The organism is Pedobacter sp. AC163 (assembly GCF_979258665.1).
On sequence record NZ_OZ409872.1, the window covers coordinates 2,627,426 to 2,652,352 of the forward strand.

Annotated in this window: 22 protein-coding genes; 11 read left to right on the forward strand and 11 right to left on the reverse strand. The window is 36.2% G+C overall.

What is annotated here, in order from left to right:
- Position 1: 1 nt before the first annotated feature.
- A complete protein-coding gene (locus ACZZZK_RS11285) occupies positions 2 to 1,189 on the reverse strand; it encodes a glycosyltransferase family 87 protein (RefSeq protein ID WP_463484214.1) in 1,188 nt (395 codons plus the stop codon).
- Between the two features lie 182 nt (positions 1,190 to 1,371).
- On the opposite strand from ACZZZK_RS11285, the gene ACZZZK_RS11290 reads away from it, so the two are divergent.
- The 7 genes from ACZZZK_RS11290 to ACZZZK_RS11320 are packed head-to-tail and all read left to right on the forward strand — an operon-like array spanning position 1,372 to position 8,494.
- Positions 1,372 to 3,189 carry an ABC transporter ATP-binding protein gene (locus ACZZZK_RS11290; RefSeq protein ID WP_463484215.1) on the forward strand — a complete coding sequence of 606 codons (1,818 nt, stop codon included), beginning with the start codon at positions 1,372 to 1,374 and terminating at the stop codon, positions 3,187 to 3,189.
- Positions 3,190 to 3,193: 4 nt separating this feature from the next.
- Positions 3,194 to 3,889, forward strand: a complete 696-nt coding sequence (locus ACZZZK_RS11295) for a glycosyltransferase family 2 protein (RefSeq protein ID WP_463484216.1) — start codon at positions 3,194 to 3,196, stop codon at positions 3,887 to 3,889.
- 5 nt (positions 3,890 to 3,894) lie between these two features.
- Positions 3,895 to 4,719, forward strand: coding sequence for a DUF5672 family protein (locus tag ACZZZK_RS11300; protein WP_463484217.1), 825 nt, complete (start codon positions 3,895 to 3,897; stop codon positions 4,717 to 4,719).
- The gene (locus ACZZZK_RS11305; RefSeq protein WP_463484218.1) at positions 4,716 to 5,639 is read left to right on the forward strand and encodes a glycosyltransferase family 2 protein; all 924 of its coding nucleotides are present in this window, start codon (positions 4,716 to 4,718) and stop codon (positions 5,637 to 5,639) included. The genes ACZZZK_RS11300 and ACZZZK_RS11305 overlap by 4 nt, the downstream gene beginning before the upstream one ends.
- A 37-nt stretch (positions 5,640 to 5,676) precedes the next feature.
- Entirely contained in the window at positions 5,677 to 6,411 is a 735-nt protein-coding gene (locus ACZZZK_RS11310) for a glycosyltransferase family 2 protein (protein ID WP_463484219.1), read from the forward strand.
- Positions 6,408 to 7,421, forward strand: a complete 1,014-nt coding sequence (locus tag ACZZZK_RS11315; RefSeq protein ID WP_463484220.1) for a hypothetical protein — start codon at positions 6,408 to 6,410, stop codon at positions 7,419 to 7,421. The genes ACZZZK_RS11310 and ACZZZK_RS11315 overlap by 4 nt, the downstream gene beginning before the upstream one ends.
- Positions 7,421 to 8,494 (forward strand): acyltransferase family protein, encoded by a 1,074-nt coding sequence (locus ACZZZK_RS11320; protein WP_463484221.1) that lies wholly within the window; start codon positions 7,421 to 7,423, stop codon positions 8,492 to 8,494. The genes ACZZZK_RS11315 and ACZZZK_RS11320 overlap by 1 nt, the downstream gene beginning before the upstream one ends.
- A gap of 281 nt (positions 8,495 to 8,775) precedes the next feature.
- Here the strand turns inward: ACZZZK_RS11320 and infB are convergent, their stop codons facing one another.
- The 4 genes from infB to ACZZZK_RS11340 all read right to left on the reverse strand — a co-directional run bounded on the left by infB (position 8,776) and on the right by ACZZZK_RS11340 (position 14,188).
- Positions 8,776 to 11,862, reverse strand: coding sequence for a translation initiation factor IF-2 (gene infB, locus ACZZZK_RS11325; protein WP_463484222.1), 3,087 nt, complete (start codon positions 11,860 to 11,862; stop codon positions 8,776 to 8,778).
- A gap of 61 nt (positions 11,863 to 11,923) precedes the next feature.
- A complete protein-coding gene (gene nusA, locus ACZZZK_RS11330; protein WP_056851125.1) occupies positions 11,924 to 13,168 on the reverse strand; it encodes a transcription termination factor NusA in 1,245 nt (414 codons plus the stop codon).
- A gap of 2 nt (positions 13,169 to 13,170) precedes the next feature.
- Positions 13,171 to 13,635, reverse strand: a complete 465-nt coding sequence (gene rimP / locus ACZZZK_RS11335) for a ribosome assembly cofactor RimP (protein WP_463484223.1) — start codon at positions 13,633 to 13,635, stop codon at positions 13,171 to 13,173.
- A 121-nt stretch (positions 13,636 to 13,756) separates the two neighbouring features.
- The gene (locus ACZZZK_RS11340; protein ID WP_463484224.1) at positions 13,757 to 14,188 is read right to left on the reverse strand and encodes a hypothetical protein; all 432 of its coding nucleotides are present in this window, start codon (positions 14,186 to 14,188) and stop codon (positions 13,757 to 13,759) included.
- Positions 14,189 to 14,205: 17 nt separating this feature from the next.
- Here ACZZZK_RS11340 and ACZZZK_RS11345 point away from each other — a divergent pair, with 17 nt between their 5' ends.
- Complete coding sequence (locus ACZZZK_RS11345; RefSeq protein ID WP_463484225.1) at positions 14,206 to 14,550, forward strand: phage holin family protein; 345 nt, start codon at positions 14,206 to 14,208, stop codon at positions 14,548 to 14,550.
- 66 nt (positions 14,551 to 14,616) lie between these two features.
- Here ACZZZK_RS11345 and ACZZZK_RS11350 read toward each other — a convergent pair whose 3' ends face one another.
- The 4 genes from ACZZZK_RS11350 to panC form a co-directional block, all read right to left on the reverse strand.
- Positions 14,617 to 15,756 carry an acyl-CoA dehydrogenase gene (locus ACZZZK_RS11350; protein ID WP_463484226.1) on the reverse strand — a complete coding sequence of 380 codons (1,140 nt, stop codon included), beginning with the start codon at positions 15,754 to 15,756 and terminating at the stop codon, positions 14,617 to 14,619.
- 179 nt (positions 15,757 to 15,935) lie between these two features.
- On the reverse strand, positions 15,936 to 16,919 hold the full coding sequence (locus tag ACZZZK_RS11355; RefSeq protein ID WP_463484227.1) for a lysylphosphatidylglycerol synthase transmembrane domain-containing protein: 984 nt from the start codon (positions 16,917 to 16,919) through the stop codon (positions 15,936 to 15,938).
- A gap of 4 nt (positions 16,920 to 16,923) precedes the next feature.
- Complete coding sequence (gene panD, locus ACZZZK_RS11360) at positions 16,924 to 17,274, reverse strand: aspartate 1-decarboxylase (protein WP_463484228.1); 351 nt, start codon at positions 17,272 to 17,274, stop codon at positions 16,924 to 16,926.
- Between the two features lie 146 nt (positions 17,275 to 17,420).
- The gene (gene panC / locus ACZZZK_RS11365) at positions 17,421 to 18,266 is read right to left on the reverse strand and encodes a pantoate--beta-alanine ligase (RefSeq protein WP_463484229.1); all 846 of its coding nucleotides are present in this window, start codon (positions 18,264 to 18,266) and stop codon (positions 17,421 to 17,423) included.
- 149 nt (positions 18,267 to 18,415) lie between these two features.
- Between panC and ACZZZK_RS11370 the strand changes: the two genes are divergently transcribed.
- From ACZZZK_RS11370 to glmS, 3 genes are all read left to right on the forward strand, one after another.
- The gene (locus tag ACZZZK_RS11370) at positions 18,416 to 19,240 is read left to right on the forward strand and encodes a glycogen/starch synthase (RefSeq protein WP_463484230.1); all 825 of its coding nucleotides are present in this window, start codon (positions 18,416 to 18,418) and stop codon (positions 19,238 to 19,240) included.
- Between the two features lie 24 nt (positions 19,241 to 19,264).
- Positions 19,265 to 20,665: a DUF4270 domain-containing protein gene (locus ACZZZK_RS11375; RefSeq protein WP_463484231.1), complete on the forward strand. Its 1,401-nt coding sequence runs from the start codon at positions 19,265 to 19,267 to the stop codon at positions 20,663 to 20,665.
- Between the two features lie 135 nt (positions 20,666 to 20,800).
- A complete protein-coding gene (gene glmS, locus ACZZZK_RS11380) occupies positions 20,801 to 22,639 on the forward strand; it encodes a glutamine--fructose-6-phosphate transaminase (isomerizing) (RefSeq protein WP_463484232.1) in 1,839 nt (612 codons plus the stop codon).
- 609 nt (positions 22,640 to 23,248) lie between these two features.
- On the opposite strand, the gene ACZZZK_RS11385 is transcribed toward glmS, so the two are convergent.
- On the reverse strand, positions 23,249 to 23,686 hold the full coding sequence (locus tag ACZZZK_RS11385; protein WP_056851136.1) for a single-stranded DNA-binding protein: 438 nt from the start codon (positions 23,684 to 23,686) through the stop codon (positions 23,249 to 23,251).
- 62 nt (positions 23,687 to 23,748) lie between these two features.
- Entirely contained in the window at positions 23,749 to 24,801 is a 1,053-nt protein-coding gene (gene mutY, locus ACZZZK_RS11390) for an A/G-specific adenine glycosylase (protein WP_463484233.1), read from the reverse strand.
- Positions 24,802 to 24,927 lie beyond the last annotated feature (126 nt).

Below are 24,927 nucleotides of genomic sequence, written 5' to 3' on the forward strand. Positions count from 1 at the left end.
TTTAACTCAAAACCAATTTTTCATCATTATTAATTTGATCCTTCTTGTTAAAATCAACAGTTAGCATCTGATAGAGAATAAAAAACCAAATAACTACACAAGGCAAAGCTTTTAACGCATAAAGCCTGATAAAGGTTCTTGCAAACGGGGGAATAATATCGGTAGGCGAAAGGCTCGTTACTATAAATGCAAATACCAACAAACCAATTATCCAAGGTGTTTTTCGGCTTTGACAAACAAACCATACCGCAATACCAACAAAGGCTATGATATAAGTAGGTGATTCTGAACCCGTACTAAAAATTACCGTAAAAATTAAAGTTGAGGCCAATAACAACAACCTAAACCCAACGTTTTTATATTGACTAATACGAAGGTAAGGTAACAGAAAAAGCAACAAACCACCCAAAAGCATAGGCCAGTTTGGAATTTCTTTATCTCCAAAAACCCGCCTAACTATGCCCATTAATGAAATATCCTGAAATGAATCAAGATTGATGTTACTCGAATTTTTATGCACCAGCGCCTCATACCAATCCTGATAAGAACGCAGAATATATCCAGGCGAAGAAAACAGCATAGGCAGTACAAAAAGAACCGCTAAACTTAAAACCCCATATAGAATCAACCTGATCTTTTCCTTTGTAAAGAAAAAATAAGCTAAACTAACTACTCCATAAAGCTTAACAAGCATACCAAAAGCAATAAAAAATGCAGATTGAGCATTTTTATTTTTCAGCATATAACTGAAACTTAATAACATTGTGCCAGTTAGAGCAATATTAAACTGATAGCTGAATAAAGATGTTAGTGCCTCATGAGCGCAAATCCATGCAATAATAGTTTTTTTATTCTCTGATATAGGAAGGCTGTAAATCCCCCAAAGAAGAACAATTACGTTTGCAACATTCCACAAACAAACACCAATCCAGTCAGGTAAAATCGCAAACGGCATCATAAAGACACCAAATACAGGTCCATAATGATTGCAATCTATATACGGATTTGCCGGAGAATTGATATATAGAGGCTGTTGTTCAATTAGATGCCAAAATGTATATTTAAAAATCAGATAATTATTAAATGTATGATGCAGATATTGTTTAAGTGCTGCAACTAAAGCAAGCAATATATAGGCACCATACACCAACTTCCTATTTAAAAAGAAGTTCCAATTTAAATTTCTCAAGGCTTTTAATTGTTGTTTGCTGCAAAGAACGAAATTTAAAGTGAAAAAAGAGAATCCCAAACCCATCAACTATGAGAACAGAATAGCTGGTCTTTCTAACTTAATATCATACTGCTTTCACAAATTGGAGGAATAATGATAAACACCCCAAAATGCTTAGCTTTGCATCATATTTTATTTGAATGAAAATTTATTTCCGATTATTATCTTTTGCTAAGCCAATAGAGAAATTTGCTATTCCTTATATTATAGCAACACTTTTCGCTATTATTTTCAATACTTTTTTATTTACTTTATTAGGCCCATTATTAGAAACCTTATTTATTAAAGATGCACCAACAACTTTAACCAAAGTAAGTTCATCGATAGATTTCATGGGCAGATTTAGTGAATATATTAAACATGCAATTGATGTTTATGGTAAAATTGAAACGCTTAAAATTGTTTGCATAGTCATTGTAGTTACCGTTATCCTTGCAAACCTATTTCGCTATCTTTCCCAGCGTTTTATGGAAGATTTGAGAGTTCATACATTACTTAATTTACGCAAAACCGTTTTTGATAACGTGATGAACTTGCATATTGGATATTTCAACAATGAGCGAAAAGGTGATATTATTTCAAAAGTTGCGTCTGATGTACAAGTTGTACAATTTACGGTTACAAACACCCTTCAAGTTATTTTCAAAGAGCCAATTCAGTTATTATTTTACATTGCTGTACTAGTTTCTATTTCATTAAAATTAACTTTATTTTCACTTTTGGTCATTCCAATATCAGGCTTTATCATCAGTAAAATTGTTAAAAGATTAAAATCTCAAGCAAAAGAATCACATGAATCTTTTGCGAAAATGATAGGATTTCTAGATGAGGCTTTGAGTGGTATAAAAATCATTAAAGCATTTAATGCCACTCCTAGGATTAAAGGAAAATTTGACGATGAGAATAAGTTTTATTCTTTTCTTAATAGAAAAATGGCAAGAAGACAACAACTTGCTTCACCAGTTTCTCAAACATTGGGAGTGTTTGTAGTGGTGTTCATTGTACTGTACGGTGGTACAATGATTTTGACAGGACAAGGCGACTTAACGCCATCAAAGTTTTTAGTGTATATCGCAACTTTTTCTCAGGTGATGCAACCCGTTAAAGCATTAACCGATTCATTTAGCGGAATCCATTCTGGAATTGCTGCTGGTGAAAGGGTGCTAGATTTAATTGATACTAAACCTCTTTTATTGAATGCCCCTAACGCAAAAGTTTTGGATGGTTTTCATCATGAAATTAAATTTGAAAACGTTTCATTTAACTATGGTGAAAAGGAAATTTTAAATGCAATCAGTTTTAATATACAAAAGGGAAAAACAGTTGCTTTAGTGGGGCCATCTGGCGGTGGAAAAAGTACGTTAATGGATTTGATTCCTCGCTTTCACGACCCAAAATCAGGAAGTATCAAAGTTGATGGCCATAATTACCAGGATTTAACAGTGGAGAGTATCCGAGCTCAAATGGGCACCGTAAACCAGGAATCGTTTCTTTTCAATGATACAATATTTAATAACATCGCTTTCGCTAAACCGGAAGCTACAATGGAAGAAGTTGTAGCTGCTGCAAAAATTGCAAACGCTCATGATTTTATTGAAAATACCGAAAACGGTTATTATTCTTTCGTAGGTGATCGAGGCAATAAGCTCTCAGGCGGACAAAAACAGCGTGTTTGTATTGCCCGGGCAGTTTTGGCTAATCCACCAATCATGCTTTTAGATGAAGCAACATCAGCACTCGATACAGAGTCAGAAAAACTGGTTCAGGAAGCTTTAAATAACTTAATGAAAAACCGGACTTCCATTGTAATTGCTCACCGTTTAAGTACTATTCAACACGCTGATCAAATTATTGTAATCGATAAAGGAAGCATAATAGAAACTGGAAACCATAATGAATTAATGGCTCAAGGCGGACTTTACAAGCGTTTAATTGATATGCAGGCTTTCAACGATTAAACGTATGTTGTCGATTGTTATTGTAACCTATAACGCAGCATCAACGCTTCAACAATGTTTAGATAGCATCTACTTACAAAGATTAAAAGAAATAAAAATCGTAGTAATCGATGGTAGCAGTACTGATGGCACGATAGAACTGTTGAAACGAAATAATTCTAAACTTTCATTTTGGAAATCAGAAAAAGATTCTGGTATATATGATGCCATGAACAAAGCCCTGAAATTCGTTAACACAGAATGGGTATATTTTCTAGGTGCGGATGATGAATTGCTCCCTGATTTTTCAGACTTTGCAAATCAATTAAAAGATTTACGCTTTATCTATTATGCTAACGTAATTTACAAAGGCAAAAAACATTCTGGGGAAGTTTCCGCATATCGCCAGGCGAAATTAGGCTTGTTTCATCAATCAATTATTTACCCTACTTCCGTTTTTCAAAAATATAAATACAATACCAGGTATAAAATTGCCGCAGATTATGCGTTAAATATGCAATTGTATAAAGATTCAGAATATAGATTTAAACATCTGGATTACGTTATTGCAAAATATAACGATACTGGTGTCTCTGCGATAAATAAAGACCTTGATTTTGAAGCTGACAAACAATCTTTAATCTTAAATAATTTTGGCATTAAAATATGGGTAAGAAGCTTAATAAGGCTAACAAAAGCTAAACTATTTAAAAAAAATTGAGCAGAATGATGAAGGAGCAAGTGGTCATTATAATTCCTTTTTACCAAGATAAAATCGATTACAACAGTCAATTTTCCTTAAATCAATGTTTCAATGTTTTAGGGCATCATAAGATTGTGGCTATTAAACCAAGTAAACTTGATATTTCTAACACGATCGGTAATTTTCAATTCGATGAAGTAGTAAGTTTTGATGATAAGTATTTTAAAAATATAGCGGGCTATAATGCCCTTATGCTTTCTGATGAGTTCTATGGATCTTTCTTACGATATGAATACTTACTAATCCATCAACTTGATGTCTTCGTCTTTTCAGATCAATTACAGTTTTGGTGCAATCAAAGTTATGATTATATCGGTGCACCGTGGCTCTATCCAACAAGTTCGGGCATTAATATGAGCAACATAAGTGTACACTTGAAAAGCTATTTTTATCGCCGTTATAATGTCCATCGTGATGGCTTGCCTAATGCAAAGCAGCTACATAATCAAGTTGGTAATGGCGGATTTTCGCTGCGTAAGGTAAAGAAATTTCAGCAATTACTGAATAGATACAGAGATCAAGTCAGTTATTATTTGAATAGGCCAGAACTTGAATTTAATGAGGATATATTTTGGTCTATAGAAATTAATAGACGATCTACACAAATCAAAAAACCGAGTTACAAAGAAGCTATAAAATTTGCAATAGAAACTGAACCCCAAATTGCCCTAGAACTAAATAAAGGCAAACTTCCATTTGGATGCCATGGTTGGGATAAAAACTTAATATTTTGGTCTAGCATATTGGAAGATTACGGTTATGACATTAATCAAAATACTGCTAAATGATCTGTGAAAACAAACCTCTTATTTCAATAGCATTATGTACTTATAATGGCGAAAAGTACATTGAAAAACAATTGAATAGTTTAGTTTCTCAATCATACACACCTATTGAAATCGTCATATCAGATGATTCCTCAACTGATGGAACATGGAATATACTAGAAAAATATGCTGCAGTTTATCCGTTCATCAAATTATTTAAAAGTAGAACAAACCTAGGCTTTACTAAAAATTTTGAGCAGGCCATTTCATTTTGCAATGGAGACTTTATAGCCCTCAGCGATCAGGATGACATTTGGGATACTGATAAGTTATCAATTTTATATAATGAGTTAGGAGACTCCGACTTAATTTATCATGATTCAAATTTTATAGATGAAAATGATAATCCCATTCTAGGCAAAAAAATGAGTGATCACTACAACACCTATGATGGAAGTTCAAATCTTCCGTTTCTGACATCAAATTGTGCAGCGGGACACGCCATGATGTTTAAAAAGACATTAACGCAAAAATTTTTGCCATTCAAAGATGGCTATTATCATGATTGGTGGATTATTTTTGTAGCAGCAACTTTCGGAAAAATCAAATCAATTCCAGATGTTTTGGTAAGATACAGGCAGCACGATTTAAGTATTACTGACTCACTTTCTTTAAAAGCTACCAGCACAATGGATGGAAATAAAGGATATCTAAACTTCAACTTAAATTGGATTGAGCATTGCTTAACCTTACCGAATATAAAAAACAAAGAAGAAATTGAGATAATCTACAAGCAACTAAAAACCTACAAAGAAGGAAGTAGGGGTATGAAATTATTTATCTTTTTGTTGCGCTATTATCACCTATTATTTTATTTCCATATCAAAAACAAATCTTTTATAAGCCGATTAAATTTAATTAGAAAGATTAGCTTTGGTTAAGATATACCCATATAACGTTACATAATCAATATAAAAAATGAAAATTAGCTTTGTTATTCTTACCTGGAACCGATATAAGTTTTTAGACAAATGTTTAGCAGCATTATTACCTGCAATCAATGCTAAAAATGAGGCAGAAGTAATTGTGATGGATAATGGCTCGACAGATGAGACAGAAGCTGTTTTAGACCAATATGCGTCAAATCCGCTTGTAAAAATCATAAGAAGAAAAAAGAATTATGGCCTAAACGCCTACAAAAAATTATTTGGTATGGCCAAAGGAGAATATGTAGTCATTGTTGATGATGATGTACTTAGCTTTCCTGCGGGATTAGATGACCTTTTTATTGATTATTTAAAGGCATTTCCTGACTATGGTTTTATTGCTTTAAATGTAATACAAAACGAATTTACATTAGGCGCTAAACCTCCAATAGAAAATTATGTTGAAGAAGTAAGTGGTGGTAAAGTAATTGAAAAAGGCCCAACTGGCGGATGGTGTGCTTGCTTTAAGAAAACAAATTACAATAAAATCAAACTTAGGTTTCTACTTACAAATTTGGATATGTCAAAATCTGAAGATGGGCTATTGGTAAACCTGTTTAGCAGAAAACTAAAATTAAAATCCGGTTTAATTAGAGATCACTATTGTTTGCATGCGTGTGGCCCACATTATGCCCGTGAATATGGCCATATGGATAGAGAACTTGAAAAATACAGTATGGCCGGTTTAAATTCTATTGTAGAAGAATACAAAAACTACCAGGGATGATAGAATTGAACCAAGGTGCAAAAATATTTATTCAATGTCCTGCGGGTTTAGCTACCGGCGGGCCTGAGGCATTGCATCAATTAGGTCACTATCTTAATAAAATTGGCTTCAATGCCTTAATGTATTATGTTGCATCCAATCATTCAGATCCAGTTCATCCACAATACAAAAGCTACAATGTACCCTTCACTTTTGAAGTGGAAAATAGTTCAAATCATTTGTTGATTATCCCTGAATCTAACTTATATCCTATCTATCAAAAGGCTTATTCTCGAATGAAGAAAGCAATTTGGTGGCTAAGCGTATCTTATTATTGGGAGTGCCTCGAACCGTGGAAGGAAAAGATTAAGAAAAAGAAATTTTATGCCTTAAAGTCAATCATCAATCCGCATATAAATCCTCCGCTTCCAACTCCTGCTAGGTTGCGGAAACTACCTTTATACCACATCAGACATTCCTATTTTTCTGAGGTATTTTTAAAAAGTAATAACATTTCAATAAGTGGAAAAATATCTGATTATATGAACGCAGCGTTCTTTGATCGTGTTTTGAAAAATCAAATCAAGGAAGATATCATATTATATAACCCTAAAAAAAATGGTGCTTTTCTTGAATCTGTCATATCAAAAAGCAGTCACCTCAATTGGGTAGCAGTTAAAAATCTAACTGCAGATGGAGTTGCAGATTTAATGAATCGCAGTAAAGTTTACGTTGATTTTGGCTTTCATCCAGGTAAGGAACGCATGCCTAGAGAGGCTTGCATAATGAAATGTATTATGATTATTGGCAGAGATGGGTCTGCCCAATATTCAGAAGACATGCCAATTCCTGATGTGTACCGGTTCGAAAAAGACCCTAACAAAATAGATGAAATAATAACTTTAATAGAGGATTGTTTCAAAAACTATGATGATCACATCCAAAATTTCGTGAGTTATAAAGCTGAACTTGGTGAAGAAGAACATGTGTTTGAAAAAGATATTAGAAAAGTATTCCACTATAAAAATTAATGCAAGAGCTGAAAAAAAACAAAGACTATAGTTTTATCGATAATTTGCGCTTCATTTCTATGTTCGGAATAGTAATGGAACACAGCACATTATTTTGGGGTAGAAATTTTGAAACACTTAACGAACAGATCGTTCAAACAGTAAGTATTCAGATTTTTAAGTTTGGAACCATACTTTTTTTTATTCTTTCAGGTTTTCTCATCGGCGATAAATTTACGAGTTACAGCTCAGGAGAATATATTAAAAGGCGTTTTAGTAATACCATTAAGCCATGGTTGTTTTGGTGCTCAGCCATGCTTATTCTAACCTATGTAAGTTGGTATGTGAAGTATATAAAATCCGATAATATGGAATTACTTATTAACCCAGTAAGTAAATTTTTCGAAAATATTATACACATTACCACTGATACAAGCTATTGGTTTATCTTAAACTTTATGGTGTGCATTGCTACCTTGCTGGTATTTAGGAAATATTTATTTTCAAATATCTTCGGAGGCATCTTAGCCATATTTTCATTTTGCTATTCCGCAAACCTATATATTCAAATATTTCCAACGGAGCATACTATAGCAATGTTTGGCTTTATATTTTACTTATGGCTAGGTTTCAAATTAAATCAAAACTTCGACACGTTTTGTAAATGGGTAGAAAACATTAAATTCTGGCATTTCGCAGTAGCTATTGCATTTACATTTGTGCTTTCATGCATAGAATCAGTAAACTTAATGCACATCTTACCTAACGATCCATTTAATACGCTACGTATTTCTAATATTCTCTATTCGTTGGTAATGTTCGTTTTTCTATTTAGATATGCTAACTTTAGTTTTATTAAGAAATTTAAACCAAGAGAAACAACGTTTGGAATTTACTTAATTCATCAGTTATTGGTATTCTATTTATTACCATTAATATTTCAGCCTTTACAAATTCACGATAATCAAAAATCTGTCTATGTGCTGGTTGTCTTACAAGTTGTAAGGTTTTTGATTGTTTATCCAACTGCTTATTTTTTAGCCCGTTTAATTGCTTTGGCATCCAAGAAAATATCATGGATTATTGGCCAGTGATCAAGTATAACAAAAACTACTAGCCGATTATAGCAACTCATAATGTTGACTAATGGTCTGGTCGCAACATAAACAGTGTATTTTGCCTATTTATCTACCATCCCAGTAAGCATTAGCTTATTTAAACGTCTTTCCAGAGTTTTAAACCTAATAGATGATCTGTCCATAATTGGAAATTTAAAAAGACACTATCATCGGATCATTTTAGACGATGAAATCTGATACAAAAAAAAGAGTCCCGAATAAATTCAGGACTCTTTAACATTTATGTATGGGAAATATTACAATTTCCTAGCTACTTCTACTTGTTCGTAAGCTTCTACGATATCGCCAACTTCGATGTTGTTAAAGTTTTGAATGTTTAAACCACACTCGTAACCTTTATTCACTTCTTTCACATCATCTTTAAAGCGTTTCAATGATGCTAACTCGCCTGTGTAAACCACAACTCCATCTCTAACGATACGGATTTTGCTGTTACGGGTGATCTTACCATCCAATACCATACAACCTGCGATGGTACCCACTTTAGTGATTTTGAAAGTTTCGCGAATTTCAACGTTAGCCACAATTTTCTCTTCAAATTCTGGATCCAACATCCCTTCCATTGCCGATTTGATCTCGTTGATCGCATCGTAAATGATCGAATATAAGCGGATATCGATTTGTTCAGCTTCAGCTAACTTACGTGCGCCTGTAGATGGACGAACCTGGAAACCGATAATGATCGCATCAGAAGCAGAAGCTAACAATACATCAGATTCTGAAATCTGACCAACACCTTTACTAATGATGTTGATTTGGATTTGCTCAGTCGATAGTTTCAACAATGAATCGGCTAATGCCTCGATCGAACCATCCACATCACCTTTAACAATGATGTTAAGCTCTTTAAAGTTACCAATCGCTAAACGACGACCGATCTCATCCAGGGTAATGTGTTTCTGTGTACGTAAACCTTGCTCACGTTGCAACTGCATCCGTTTGTTTGCAATATCACGTGCTTCAGTTTCACTTTCTAAAGCGTTGAAACGATCACCCGCTGTAGGTGCGCCTTGCATACCCAGAACCTGTACTGGTTGCGATGGGCCTGCAGATTCTACCTTCATACCACGTTCGTTGGTTAACGCTTTTACACGTCCGCTGTAACTACCTGCTAAAATTGGATCTCCAACTCTTAACGTACCAGCCTGAACCAATACCGTAGTTACAATACCACGACCTTTATCTAATGCTGATTCAATTACCGACCCTGTTGCTCTCTTATTCGGATTAGCTTTAAGTTCTAATAATTCAGCTTCTAATAATACTTTATCTAAAAGTAAATCAACATTTAAACCGCTTTTGCTTGAGATTTCTTGTGATTGATATTTACCACCCCAATCCTCAACCAAAATGTTCATTACTGATAACTGCTCACGAACTTTATCTGCATTTGCACCTGGTTTATCCACTTTTGTGAAAGCAAATACCAATGGAACGCCTGCCGCTTGTGCGTGGTTAATTGCCTCTTTTGTTTGAGGCATCACTGCATCATCCGCAGCAATAACGATAATAGCGATATCTGCAACTTTAGCACCACGGGCACGCATCGCTGTAAAGGCCTCGTGACCAGGCGTATCTAAGAAAGTTACTTTTTTACCTGAAGGCGTAGTTACCATGTAAGCACCAATGTGCTGCGTGATACCACCTGCCTCACCAGCAACCACATTTGCTTTACGGATATAATCCAGCAATGAAGTTTTACCGTGATCGACGTGACCCATAATTGTAACAACCGGGGCTCTTTCGATTAAGTCTGCTTCGTTATCAACTTCTTCAATTACGTTTTCCTCGTCTTCATCTGGTTTAACGAATTGGATTTCGTAACCAAACTCATCAGCAACGATGGTTAAAGTTTCAGCATCTAAACGTTGATTGATTGATACGAACATACCAAGACTCATACAAGTACCAATAATTTTGGTTACCTGAACATCCATCATGCTCGCCAACTCATTCGCCGTAACAAACTCTGTTACCTTTAATATCTTCGATTGAGATTCAAGCTCATTTGCTGCCTCTTCTGCATTGTAAGCTACATCATCACGTTTCTGACGACGTAATTTAGCACGTTGAGCAAATTTACCAGACTTACCAGCTCCACTTAAACGAGCAAGTGTTGCTTTAATTTGATCTTGAATTTCTTTCTCAGTAGGTTCTTCTTTAGGTCCGCTTGGTGTAGCATTTCTATTTTGGAAACCTGGTCTGTTGTTATTTCTATTTCCTTGATAAGGAGTTCCGCCTTGTCCGGCTGGTCGGTTACCTTGATAAGGTGTACCACCCCCTGGCCTGTTACCTTGATAAGGTTGACGTGGTTGCCCTGGTGCACCACCCTGACCCTGGCCTGCAGGGTTCTGCCCTTGTTGACCTTGACCACCATGTTGACCTGGCTGACCTGGAGCTCCAGGAGTTTTTTTACGTTTACGTTTACGTTTTGCAGCTTCACTATCGCTAGATGATGCTACAGGACCATTTCTTCTATCTGGAGTAGTTGGTAAAACAATTTTACCAATAATATTAGGACCAGTTAATTTAACAGTACGTGCTTTTATAACTTCAGGCTCATTACTTACCGGTTTAACCTCAGCAGGTTTTTCTTCCGCTTTAGGTTGTTCAACTGGTTTAGCTGGCTCTGGTGTTTTAACTTCTGGAGTAACTGGAGCTGATGGAGCAGGCTGAGCTACCGGAGCTTCTCCAGCAGGCAGGTCCTTTTTAACCTCTACAGGTTTTTCTTCTGCTTTTGGTTGCTCAACTGGCTTAGCTGGCTCCTCTACTTTAGCTGCTGGTGCAGGTGGAGCAACAGGTGCCTCTTCCTTTTTAGAAGGACGCGTTTTCGAGTTAAGATCATTTAAATCGATCTTTCCTACAATTTTCACACCTGGTAAACCGGTTTCTTCTGCTTTATCTTCAGCCTTAGTTTCTTTTACTGGTTCTGCTGCCGCAGGAGCAGGAGTTTCTGCCTGAGGTGCTGGTGTTTCAGCAACCTTAGGTTTCTCTGCCGGAGGATTAAATGACTGAGCATTCTTAATCAGAATCTCATCGCTTTTTTCAAAGTCGGTATTTTTCTTCGGCGCTTCTACTGGCTTTTCAGTCTCAGGCTCGTCACGACGTATTTTACCAATCACTATTTGTTTGGCTTCTTCTCTTACGATCTTATCTCCCTGATACTCTTTTAATAAGGCATTATACATGTCTCCCGTAAGTTTAAACATAGGGCTTTTCTCGGCAGAGAATCCCTTTTTGTTTAAAAACTCAACGGCCGTACCCATGCCTATATTAAGTTCTTTAATAGCTTTAATTAAAATGATTGGTTTGTCGTCTGACATTTAGCTCCTGTTATTTTTTCTTAATAATACAAAAGTAGTGTTTATTTGGCAATTACACCACTTATTCAAATTCTGACTGTAAAATCTGAACCACTTCTTTAATGGTTTCTTCTTCTAAGTCGGTGCGTTTTACCAAATCTTCTACTGTTAGTGCTAACACACTTTTAGCAGTATCGCAACCGATAGCCTTTAATTCATCAATGATCCAGCTGTCAATCTCATCTGAGAATTCTTCTAGATCCACATCCTCGTCAGTTTCTTCACCAGCTTCGCGATACACATCAATTTCGTAACCGGTTAATTTACCAGCCAGTTTAATGTTATGTCCGCCACGTCCGATTGCCAATGAAACCTGATCTGGTTTTAAGTAAACCGATGCATGTTTAGTTTCATCATCCAATTTAATGGAAGTGATTTTTGCCGGGCTTAAAGCACGGGTAATGTATAATGAAATGTTATTTGTGAAGTTAATCACATCAATATTTTCGTTTTTCAATTCGCGTACGATACCATGGATACGGGATCCTTTCATACCTACGCAAGCACCTACCGGATCAATACGATCATCGTAAGATTCTACAGCAACTTTAGCACGTTCTCCTGGTTCACGAACAATTTTTTTAACCGTAATTAAACCGTCGAAAATCTCTGGAACTTCCAGTTCGAACAAACGTTGCAAAAATTCTGGTGCTGTTCTCGAAATGATAATTTTTGGATTTGCGTTGATCATTTCCACTTTTGAGATTACCGCTCTTACAGAATCACCTTTTTTGAAATAATCTGCAGGAATCTGCTCTGTTTTAGGCATTAAAAGTTCATTACCTTCATCATCTAAAACCAAAGTTTCTTTTTTCCAAACCTGATAAACCTCGCCGGTGATAATTTCACCTACACGATCTTTATATTTTTTGAAGATTTCGTCTTTCTCTAACTCCAATACTTTAGAAACCAAAGTTTGACGGGCAGCTAAAATCGCTCTGCGACCAAAACTCTCTAAAGTAATTTGCTCGATATAATCATCACCAACCTCTAAAGTACTGTCTAATTTAGAAACCTCTGCAAGTTCAATCTCCAGATCGTCATCTTCAGAAAACCCATCCTCCATTACCTTTCTCGTTCTCCAGATTTCCAAATCCCCGTTGTCCGGATTCACAATTACGTCACAGTTTTCGTCTGTTCCGTATTTTTTACGCAACATACTACGGAAAACTTCTTCCAACACACTAATCACCGTAGGGCGATCTATATTTTTAAAATCCTTAAACTCCTGAAAAGAGTCGATCAAATTAATTGTTGTAGTACTCATTTTTATTTAAATGAAATTAACACACTTGTTTCTAATATATCATTAAACGGCACTTCTGTTTCTACGGTAGCCGCTTTTTTCCCTTTTTCTTTAACCGATTCTTCAATGATTAGGTTATTTTCTGTAACCGATAAAAGCTTTCCTTCTTTTTTAAGTCCACCGTTTAATTTAATACTTAAAGTGCGTCCAATATTTTTAACATATTGGCGATTTAACTTCAAAGGCTCGCCAACACCTGGCGAAGAAACTTCTAAATTATAAGCTTGCTCGATTACGTTTTCTTCTTCTAAATGAAAACCAACATGCCTGCTTATGGCTACACAATCCTGTATGCTAATACCTTCGTCACCATCAACATGAATAATTAATTTATTGTTTGGCAACATTTTCACCTCAACCAAAAAAAGCTCTGGCCGATCTGCAATTTTTTCCTCTACAAGGGCTGCAACTCTCTTTTCTACCTGCATATTTTAACCTGATTTCATAGAAAAAGGGGACACGGTCCCCTTCTCTTTTCTTCGATTACGATGCAAATGTAAGAAAATTATATGTAAAATCAAACACTGCGTTTAATTATTCTGCTGATTCTTACCGCTTAAGTAGTTCTTTTTGTGGTTGTAGATTATAATTGGCCTTGCCAGTAATTAATTTTCCAGCATTGCCAAATTTTACATCAATATAACTCTCTACAATGTAGGCGCTACCTTTGGTAAAAGGCTCCCCGGGTATAAAAACAAGGGAGTCTCCTGCGAATTTAAATTTCCCCGAGACCAGAATATCATCTTGTAAACTATCCAATTCTTCAGCTTGTTTGAACACAGATACCAACTTATTCGAATCGGCATCATTTAAATATGCATTTCTGACCTGCAGGAGGCTTGTCTCATCAAAATTTTTAATTATAATTGACGTACTATCCCTAGAAAACTTAATTGATGGTTTGTTGTTTGTACCAGAACATGAAACAATAAATAATGTTGTTACAACAGTAGCCAAAAATTTAAATAAGCTTTTAAACATTCACAAAATTAAACATTATGAGATTAATTATCGAAATCCTTTTGATGGGATTGGCCTTTTTTATCGGGGCAAAACTGGTGCCTGGGGTTGAGGTATCTGGCTACACAAGTGCGCTTATTGCCGCAATTTTAATAGCTCTGGCAAACGCTACCATTGGTTTTATCTTGAGATTACTAACCTTCCCGATCAACTTTTTAACCTTGGGCTTAGTCTCTTTTATCATTACCGTATTGATGATTCTTTTGGTAGATAGTATGATGACGTCTTTCAACACTTCAGGTTTCCTAGCAGCTGCTTTCTTAGCTATCATTGTTGCATTAATTAAAGCTATTTTCGGCGCAGTAGCAGGAGATAAAGATTAATACCTAGTTTTGAGTCTGTAGTCTTCAGTCGATTTAGACTAAAGACTATAGACTTCGGACTTAGGACTATCTAATTACTTCCCTTGAAATCACCATTTTCTGAATTTCTGAAGTCCCTTCGTAAATCTGGGTAATTTTAGCATCACGCATTAAACGTTCTACGTGATATTCTTTTACAAAACCGTATCCACCATGAACCTGTACCGCTTCAATGGTTACATCCATAGCAACTTTAGAAGCAAATAATTTCGCCATAGAACCTGCCTGCGTGTAAGGCAAACCTTGATCTTTAAGCCACGCCGCTTTATAAACCAGCAATCTTGCGGCTTCAATCTGAGTAGCCATATCTGCTAATTTAAAAGCAATAGCTTGATGTTCTGAAATTGGTTTACCGAAAGATTTACGTTCTTTTGAATATTGAGTAGCCAATTCAAAAGCACCTTGCGCAATACCTAAAGCTTGCGCCGCAATACCAATTCTTCCGCCTTCCAAGGTTTTCATCGCGAACTTGAAACCAAATCCATCTTCCCCTATCCTGTTATCTTTGGGTACTTTAACATCGTTGAACATTAAAGAATGAGTATCCGATCCACGAATCCCCAGTTTATTTTCCTTTGGACCAATTGTAAATCCCTCCATTCCTTTTTCTACGATAAAAGCATTGATTCCTTTATGCCGTAATTCGGGATGGGTTTGCGCAATAACTAGATATGTTGATGCAGTACCACCGTTAGTAATCCAGTTTTTGGTTCCGTTTAACAAGTAATAATCGCCTTTATCTTCGGCAGTTGTTCTTTGAGAGGTAGCATCAGATCCGGCCTCGGGCTCTGATAAACAGAAAGCGCCGATTTTTTCTCCTGCAGCCAAAGGCTTCAAATATTTTTCCTTTTGTTCTTCATTTGCATATGCCTCCAAACCGTAACAAACCAACGAATTGTTTACAGAAACCACTACAGATGCAGAAGCATCAATCTTCGAAAGCTCTTCCATCACCAACACATAAGAGATGGCATCAAGTCCGCTTCCGTTATATTTTTCACTCACCATCATCCCTAAAAAACCAAGTTCTCCTAGTTTTTTAACTTGTTCGGCAGGAAATTTTTGATGTTCATCTCTTTCGATTACACCAGGCTTCAATTCTTGCTGCGCAAAATCGCGGGCTGCCTGCTGGATCATTAACTGTTCTTCACTTAATTCGAAATGCATAACATTTATGTATAAAAGGTTAGTAAACAAATGTAACATTTCAAATTAGAATTACTATGGCTGCATAGTAATATTTTTAACAATTTACATCTGCCGGGTTTTGCGTTAAGGATGGAAGCGGCATCCCCCGATTTTTCATCGGGGATACAGCGGACAGCGTGTAAAAACGCCCAAATAATTTATTTGATTTTGGCTTTCTTACTTAAAACAATAAATAAACTAATGCTTCCAAGAAAAAGAATAAGTAGAACCTGCGAAGAGTGAATAATGGTTGCATAAGCTAAGCCATCTTTAAATGATATGCCGTATAATACTAATGCTTGGGCAACAACCCAATGAAAAACGCCGATTCCACCCTGCACCGGTGCGGCCATGGCAAACCCCGAAAATACAACTGCTGTAAAGGCGGCGTCAAAATACAACCCGGATGTAGATGGAATAGCCGAGAATGCAAAATACATAGACAATAAGTAAAACGTCCAAATACCAAGCGTGTAAACCAGGAACAAATCTTTTTGCTTCAATTTTTTGTACGAACCGAAGCCTTGGCGAAGATTTACAAAAATCCGCAGCAGCTTTTTGCTAAACTTTTGCCGAAGAAAATAGATGGAAATAAAAACAACACCAACCAATAAAATGGCTATGCCTATAAGCCAAAGAAAACTTATACTTGAAATTTTATTAAGAAGATTGAGGTAAATGGTATGGTATAAAAATCCGGAAACCAGATCATATTGAAATATGACCATAACTGCAGCTGTGAGCAGAAGCACAAGTACATCGAAAAGCCGCTCGGTTATTACTGTGCCTACTGAAGCAAACATGGGCACACTTTCTACTTTTTGCATCACCGAACAACGCCCGATTTCACCGAAACGAGGCAAGGCTAAATTAGCCAAATAACCAATAATTACAGCGTGATAGGTGTTCCAAAATGTAACATTGAACTGGATGGATTTATAGAGCATTTGCCACCTTAAGGCTCTTAAAACATGTGCTATTAAAACAGAAATAGCAGAGGTAGCAACCCAAAAATAGTTTGCTGTTTTAATCTCCAACCATATTCTCGCTAAATCCTGACCGCGAAATGCTAAGTACAAAACACCCATTCCTATTAAAAACAGGATGATATACTTAAGCGCTGTTTTTAGGTCAAATGTCACAAAGTTATTTTAGCAAATGGTTGTTATCATCAGGAAATACAAGTATCGGATTATATTTTTTAGCCTCTTCAATTGGGAGAGCGCCATAAGACATTATGATTAGTACATCACCTAATTGGGCCAAACGAGCTGTTGCACCGTTTAAACAAATGGTTCCGGTACCGCGTTCGCCTTTTATTACGTAAGTTTCAAATCGAGCTCCGTTATTATTATTTACAATCTGCACCTTTTCATTGGCAATAATGTTAGCTGCATCCATTAAATCTTCATCAATCGTAATACTACCAACGTAATTTAATTCGGCCTGCGTTACTTTAACACGGTGTATTTTCGATTTTAATATTGTGATAATCATTTGGCAAAGTTAGTAATCAGTTTGGAGTTTTTAGGTACAAGTCTGGAGTTTCAAATCCTTGAATCCAAAAATGAATTTAAAATTAGAAAGTCAAAGAACATCATCCAATGTTATAGACTCAGTTACTCTTACTTATACACCTTCCCTTATTTGATTATCATATTATCGATTAGCCTTGTTGTACCTACTTTGGCGGCCACCAATGCAACAAGGTTCGTTTCGTTTTTCAATTTTGCCGGTTCTAACGTATCGCCATTCGCAATGGTAAAATAATCTAATTCGACCCCATTAAGGTTTTGATAAAATAATTTCGCCCTATTTTCGAGTTCCATTAACGAAAGCTTTTCAAAATTATCGATCACAAATTGCAACGATTTACTCAACACTAAAGAATTTTCACGATCGATAGCCGTTAAGTGGATATTGCGGCTACTCATGGCAAGCCCGTCCTCTTCGCGAATGATCGGGCAAGTGATGAGAGTAATGGGTAAATTGAAATGAGCCACCATATTTTTGATCATGAGCACTTGTTGAAAATCTTTTTGCCCGAACATGGCTACATCGGGTTCAACAGCATCAAAAAGTTTCTTCACAATTTGAGTTACGCCTTGATAGTGACCTTTTCTAAAAGCACCCTCTAATAAAAACTCTGCATTCCCTAAATCAATATGCCAGTTTTCATCAGCACCTTGCGGATACATTTCTTCTACGTTGGGCATAAAAACACCATGGCAACCCGCCTGGTTCAACATAGCTAAATCATGTTCTATGGGGCGAGGATATTTCTCTAAATCCTTTGGATCAGTAAATTGGGTAGGGTTTACAAAAATGCTACAGATAATGATGTCGGCATTTTCTTTGGCTAAATCAATTAAAGAAATATGGCCATTGTGCAAAGCACCCATTGTAGGCACAAGTGCTATTTTTTTACCCGATGCTTTTAAAGGATTTAAGAAAGCCTTAAGCGCTGATTTGGTTTTAAATATTTCCAATTGGACAATCTAAGTTAAAGCAGTAAAGGTGTAAAATAATCTAAACGAAACCAAACAAATGCTTGCCTATATTGATAAATAGTATTATTATGCTTACCTTTGCAGCTCATTATCTTTTATTTAACTTAATATTTTCTTAGAATATGGAGATGGCAAAAACGAAGCTGCTGATTGTTACACACGAGATGTCGCCTTTCCTCGAGCTTACTAAAATTTCTGAAATCACACGTCAATTACCACAGGCGATGCAAGAAAAAGGATTCGAAATCCGCATCTTGATGCCAAAGTTCGGTAACATCAACGAAAGAAGAAATCGTTTACACGAAGTAATCCGCTTATCGGGAATGAACATCATTATTGATGACAACGATAACCCCTTAATTATTAAAGTAGCATCCATCCCAGCTGCACGCATGCAGGTTTATTTCTTAGACAACGAAGAGTATTTCCAACGCAAACAAGTATTTAGAGATGCAAGTGGAAAATTCTTTGACGACAATGATGAACGTACAATTTTCTTTTGCAAAGGCGCTTTAGAAACCGTTAAAAAATTAGGTTGGGCTCCTGATATCGTTCATTGCCACGGCTGGATGAGTTCTTTAGTTCCTGCTTACATTAAAACTACTTACAAAAACGACCCAACGTTTAAAAATTCTAAAGTTGTTTACTCGGTTTATGAGGATTCATTTGAAGAAAAATTGAACGCTAATTTTGCTAAGAAAGCAGTAATGGCTAACATGACTGACGAGGATACAAAAGCTTTCTTACCTTCTGATTGTAATAGCATGCACATCGGGGCTATAACTCACTCTGATGCAGTAGTATTAGCAGATGAAAACTTAGATGCAGCTGTGTTAAAATTTGTTAAAGATTCTAATAAGCCAACATTAGCTTTTAACTTAACCGAGAATTTTGAAAACTTCTATAATTTTTATGAAGAAATTTCAAATGACGAATTGGTTTCTCTTGCTTAATTAAGGTATTATTATTATTTAAATATGAAATTTACAAAACAAGACTTATTAACCCTGTTGATAGGTCTTTTTCTTTTTGCATCGTGTAAAAACCCTGATGGTGTGGGTTTAGATGTGGATCCTAGCACTGCTATTACAGGAACATTGGTCAATAATGAGCCGATCAAATCGCAAACTATTAAAGAAGGCGATGTGAATACATCAGGCTTAACGGGCTATCCCTTAGGATACATGGTTGATCCTATTTTTGGCAAGACGGAATCTAGTGTTGCAATGACTGTTGTTCCTGATGTTTTGAGTAAAGATTTTGGAACAACACCAGTATTAGATTCTGCAATCTTGGTGTTAAACCTTGGAAGCCAGTTTTACGGAGATACAGCAACTACTAAATATAGTATTGATGTTTATCAGTTAACTAATAAAATCACTAAATACAAGAGTTCGGATGTGCAGGCACATAATGCTCAATTGTTAGGTAATTTTAACAGTAAAATTTTTCCAAAAACAAAAATCAAAGTATTTGATATTATTGCAGGAAAGGCAGATACTTTAAAAACTGTACCCGCACAAATCAGGATTAAACTGGATAAAGATTTTATACAATCTACGATCTTGAACCTGGCTTCTGCTGCAACATCAACTGAAGCTAAGTTTGTAGACTATTTCAAAGGTTTATATGCTGAGGTAAACAAACAAAACACTACAGGTTCTGGTGGCGTAGCTTTTTTAAACTTTGCAAGCACAAGTTCGTATCTGCAATTGGTTTATAAAAAAACAAATACCTCAAATGGCAAAGATACAGTATCCGTGAATTTCCCTTTAGCGGCAACTAACGCCGCAGCTAATATCAAACATGATTATACCGGTACTGATGTAGCTACACAATTGCTTCCGGCAAATGCAAATACGCAGTACAACGTGACTTACCTACAAGGTTTAGCGGGCTTAAAAACGAAGATTTCTTTCCCAACACTTGCTAACTTTACCAATACTTATGGCAAAGCGCTGGTAAATAAAGCAGAGTTGGTTATTGATTTAAGCGCTGGTACTTTTGCCAATCCATTTGCACCTGCGCAACGGCTTTCACTTTACCGTTGGGATATTGCAGAGCAACCTACATTTTTACCAGATAATAATCCTAATGATCCCCGCTCATCTATTACCGGGCCTTACTTTGATGGATATTTTGATTCATTAAAAAATAGATATGTGTTTATTGTAACATCATATGTGCAAGATCTTATCGATAAAAAATTAACTGATTACGGTACATTCTTGGCGCCAACATCATTGGTAACACCTACATCACCAACAAATGCCTATGTTTTGCCCGATGTTACATCAGCAGGCAGAGCGGTAATTGGATCTGCAGGAAACGCCACTAATAAAATCAAACTCAATATTTATTATACCAAAATAAATTAAGAAATTCAAATTATTCTTGAAGCCTTGACCATTATCATGGTCAAGGCTTTTTTTTTGCGATGTAAATTTTTGTTTACAATACAAAACAAACGTTTGTTTTGTATATTCGTCCGATTAATTATATCTCAAATTTTTATGTGTGGAATAGTAGGATACATAGGCTATAGGGAAGCTTGGCCAATAGTACTTAAAGGATTAAAAAGACTAGAATATCGCGGTTACGATAGCGCAGGTATTGCCCTGATGAATGAAGGTGGTCAGCATATTTATAAAAAAGCAGGAAAAGTAGCCGTACTTGAAGAGTTTGCTGAAAGTCAGGATCGTTCTGGATCCATTGGTATGGGCCATACCAGATGGGCAACCCACGGCGTTCCCTCTGATCGTAATTCTCATCCACATACGTCAAACAACCAGAAATTATCTATTATCCACAATGGCATTATTGAGAACTATGCTACTTTGAAAGAAGAACTAGTTGCCCGTGGACATGAGTTTAATAGTGATACTGATACAGAAGTACTGATTCACCTGATTGAAGAAATTCAAAAAATTGAGCAGATTGATTTGTTGGAAGCTGTACGTTTGGCTTTGCATGAAGTAAGTGGCGCTTACGCTATTGTAATCATGGATAAAGAGAATCCAGACCGCTTAATCGCAGCTAGAAAAGGAAGCCCGATGGTAATCGGTGTAGGTAAAGGTGAATATTTTATTGCTTCTGATGCTACTCCAATCATAGAATATACAAAAAATGTTATCTACCTGAAGGATAACGAAATTGCTTTGATCACTAAAAATGATCTTTTAGTTAAGCAATTGGACAATGTAGTACAAACGCCTCTTATTCAAGAGTTAGAGCTTAAGTTAGAAATGCTTGAAAAAGGCGGCTTTGACCATTTCATGCTAAAAGAAATATACGAGCAACCTAGATCTATTAAAGATTGTATGCGTGGGCGTATTTATCCGGAAGAAGGAAAGGTTCAATTAGGCGGGATAAAAGAATTTGCGGAGAAATTAAAAAATATAGACCGAATCATCATCGTAGCATGTGGTACTTCTTGGCATGCTGGTTTGGTTGGGGAATATTTGATTGAAGAATACGCCCGGATCCCTGTTGAAGTTGAATATGCTTCCGAATTTAGGTATCGCAACCCAATCATTTCGGAGAAAGATGTAGTAATTGCCATTTCGCAATCTGGCGAAACAGCAGATACCATGGCAGCCATTGAAATGGCTAAAGAACGTGGAGCTACTATTTTCGGTATTTGCAATGTTGCCGGAGCCTCAATTCCAAGACTATCACATGCTGGTGTTTATACTCACGCCGGACCAGAGATTGGTGTAGCATCAACTAAAGCTTTTACGGCCCAGGTTACTGTACTTACGCTGATGGCTTTTTACATGGCGCAACAGAAAGGCACAATTACCACTTCGAAAATGATCGAGCTACTTACCGAGCTTGATAATATTCCAGAGAAAATCCAAAAAGCCCTTGAATCTAACGATATTATCAAACAAGTGGCGGAAAAAATAAAAGACTCTACTAATTGTCTATTTTTAGGCAGAGGAAGTGGTTTCCCCGTTGCATTAGAAGGTGCGTTAAAGCTTAAAGAAATTTCTTACATCCATGCAGAAGGTTATCCTGCTGCCGAAATGAAGCACGGCCCAATCGCTTTAATAGATGAGGAGATGCCCGTAGTATTTATTGCAACACAAAATTCATCATACGAGAAGGTAATCAGCAATATTCAGGAGGTTAAAGCCAGGAAAGGAAAAGTAATTGCAATAGTAACCGAAGGTGATACTGAAGTAAAGAAAATGGCAGATTATTGTATCGAAATTCCTGATGCGAATGAAGCTTTCTTACCTTTATTGGCCACTATACCTTTACAACTATTATCCTATCATATCGCGGTAATGAGAGGCTGTAACGTAGATCAGCCAAGAAATCTGGCAAAATCAGTTACAGTAGAATAAAATCATTAGACCTGTTCATGAAAACTGAGCAGGTCTAATCATAAAGTTTCTCATATTTCAAGACCTCTTTATTATCCCATTTAATCGTCAAACTTCTATTGTCTAGCTGTACAATCCTACCTTGCCTTTTTAATTTGGGGTGAGCAATAATAATCATGCTATCCCGAATTTCATATTTCGCTAGTTCACTATCTGGATCTACATCATAATAATATTTTTCCCTAATTTCAAATGTATGCTGATTTCTGGAAGAGGATACTGTTTTCCACCTGCCATATATTTTGAAAGGCTTCAAATTTTCAGAAGGGTTTTCTTTGTAGTAACACTTCAGGATGAAGAAAACTCAGTGCTTTTTGATCAATTACAGGCTGTGCACATTCTGCCTTCTAAAAAACAAACAGCACTGCCGTGGCAATATGAATTCGTTTTGCCTTAGCTGGAAAAACAACACTCCAAAAAAATGGGAAAGCAAACAGACCAACAAAATCTGATAGCTTTCCCATAAAGGTATTGTTAAAAGTATATTTGAGATAATAATCGTAATAATTAAAAGTGAAATTGATACAAAAAGCGGATGTACCAATTTACTTTTATTATCCATAAAAAGCTTTAAAAGGGTAAGTCTCCATTTTCATCTGAGGGACCAATGGTAAACTCATCCTGAATCTTAGACTCTGTACTTTGCGGCACGGCGGCAGTAGGACTTTGCTCAAAGTCACTTTTTCGGCCTAACATTGTAAAATTTTCCGCAACAATCTCGGTAACATATTTCTTTACCTTCTCTTTGTCTTCAAAAGAACGTGTTCTGAGTTTCCCTTCAATATAAACCAATTTTCCTTTTTGAAGATATTTTGATGCCACCTCTGCAAGGCCACGCCACAATACAATATTATGCCATTCGGTTTGTTCAACTCTTTTCCCATCCTTGTTATAGGTTTCTGATGTAGCCAAAGGAAAACTGGCTACAGTTACACCGCCATCTAAATGACGTACTTCCGGGTCTTTGCCTAAGTGGCCTACTAAAATAACTTTGTTGATGCCAGACATAAATATTTTGGTTAGTTTTTTTTTATAAATAATAAAATCGCCTCAATGGTTAGTTACTCCATTCATTTCTCCAGAAGATATTCTTTTATAAAATCATGAATAACTTTCGGTTGTGGCAGATCATCCAATTCACTTAAGGAAACCCAATTAAGTTCCTTTTGTTTACTAAAGTTAAATATATAATTTTTTAAAGCAAAAAAACGTAAATGGATAATTTGGTGTGTTAATATATGTTTTTTCGTAGCGATAAATGATACCTCAGCTCCTGATCCAAATGTAGATTTTAGTTTTTCTTCGAAAGAAATGTCTGTCCAAGGGATCTGCTCCTCCATGTCGATGCTGGGAAAATCATACAAATGCTGCCATATATCACCAGCCTGACGTTCTCTGACCAAAATCTTATCATTTGATTGGCAAATAAAATACTCTAAAAAACGATGTTTTTGGGTCGCCTTTTTAATTTTAACAGGTAAAGCATTAACCAGGTTATTTTTTAGCGCATAGCAACTTTGATTTAATGGGCAAACATTACAATTTGGAGATTTCGGCTTGCATTGTATTGCCCCAAATTCCATAATGGCCTGGTTGTACAAAGCAGGATCTTCCTGATACAATAACTCATTGGCCAAAGCAAAAAATGTCTTCTTCCCTGCCGGAGAATTAATCGCTGTACTGATGCCAAAATACCGGGCAAGTACCCTAAATACATTTCCATCAACAACTGCCCTTGCTTCTCCAGATGAAAATGAGGAGATTGCTGCTGCCGTGTACTCACCAATCCCTTTTAACTTTAATAGGTCATCATGCAGGCTTGGGAAGATTCCATTGAAATTATTGACTACAATTTGCGCACTTGCATGCATGTTTCTCCCTCTGGAGTAGTAACCTAATCCTTGCCAAAGCTTCAAAACTTTTGTTTCTGTAGCAGCTGCAAAGTCTTGGACAGTTGGGAAGTTTTCTAAGAATTTATTGAAATATGGTAAGCCTTGTTCAACACGGGTTTGCTGTAGTATAATCTCTGATAACCAGATGGTATAGGCATCTTTTGTATGCCGCCAAGGCAAATCTCTTTTGTTTGATTGATACCAATTTATCAATTCATTTTGGAATGTCATTACTGCAAATTACGGTGTAATTATCGGTTAAAAAAAAAACTTGCAATCGAGTGATAACTTAACTGATAAAAAAATCATCTTTTATTTCCCTATCTCATTAAAAAGCAATACTTTTGCAACCCCAAA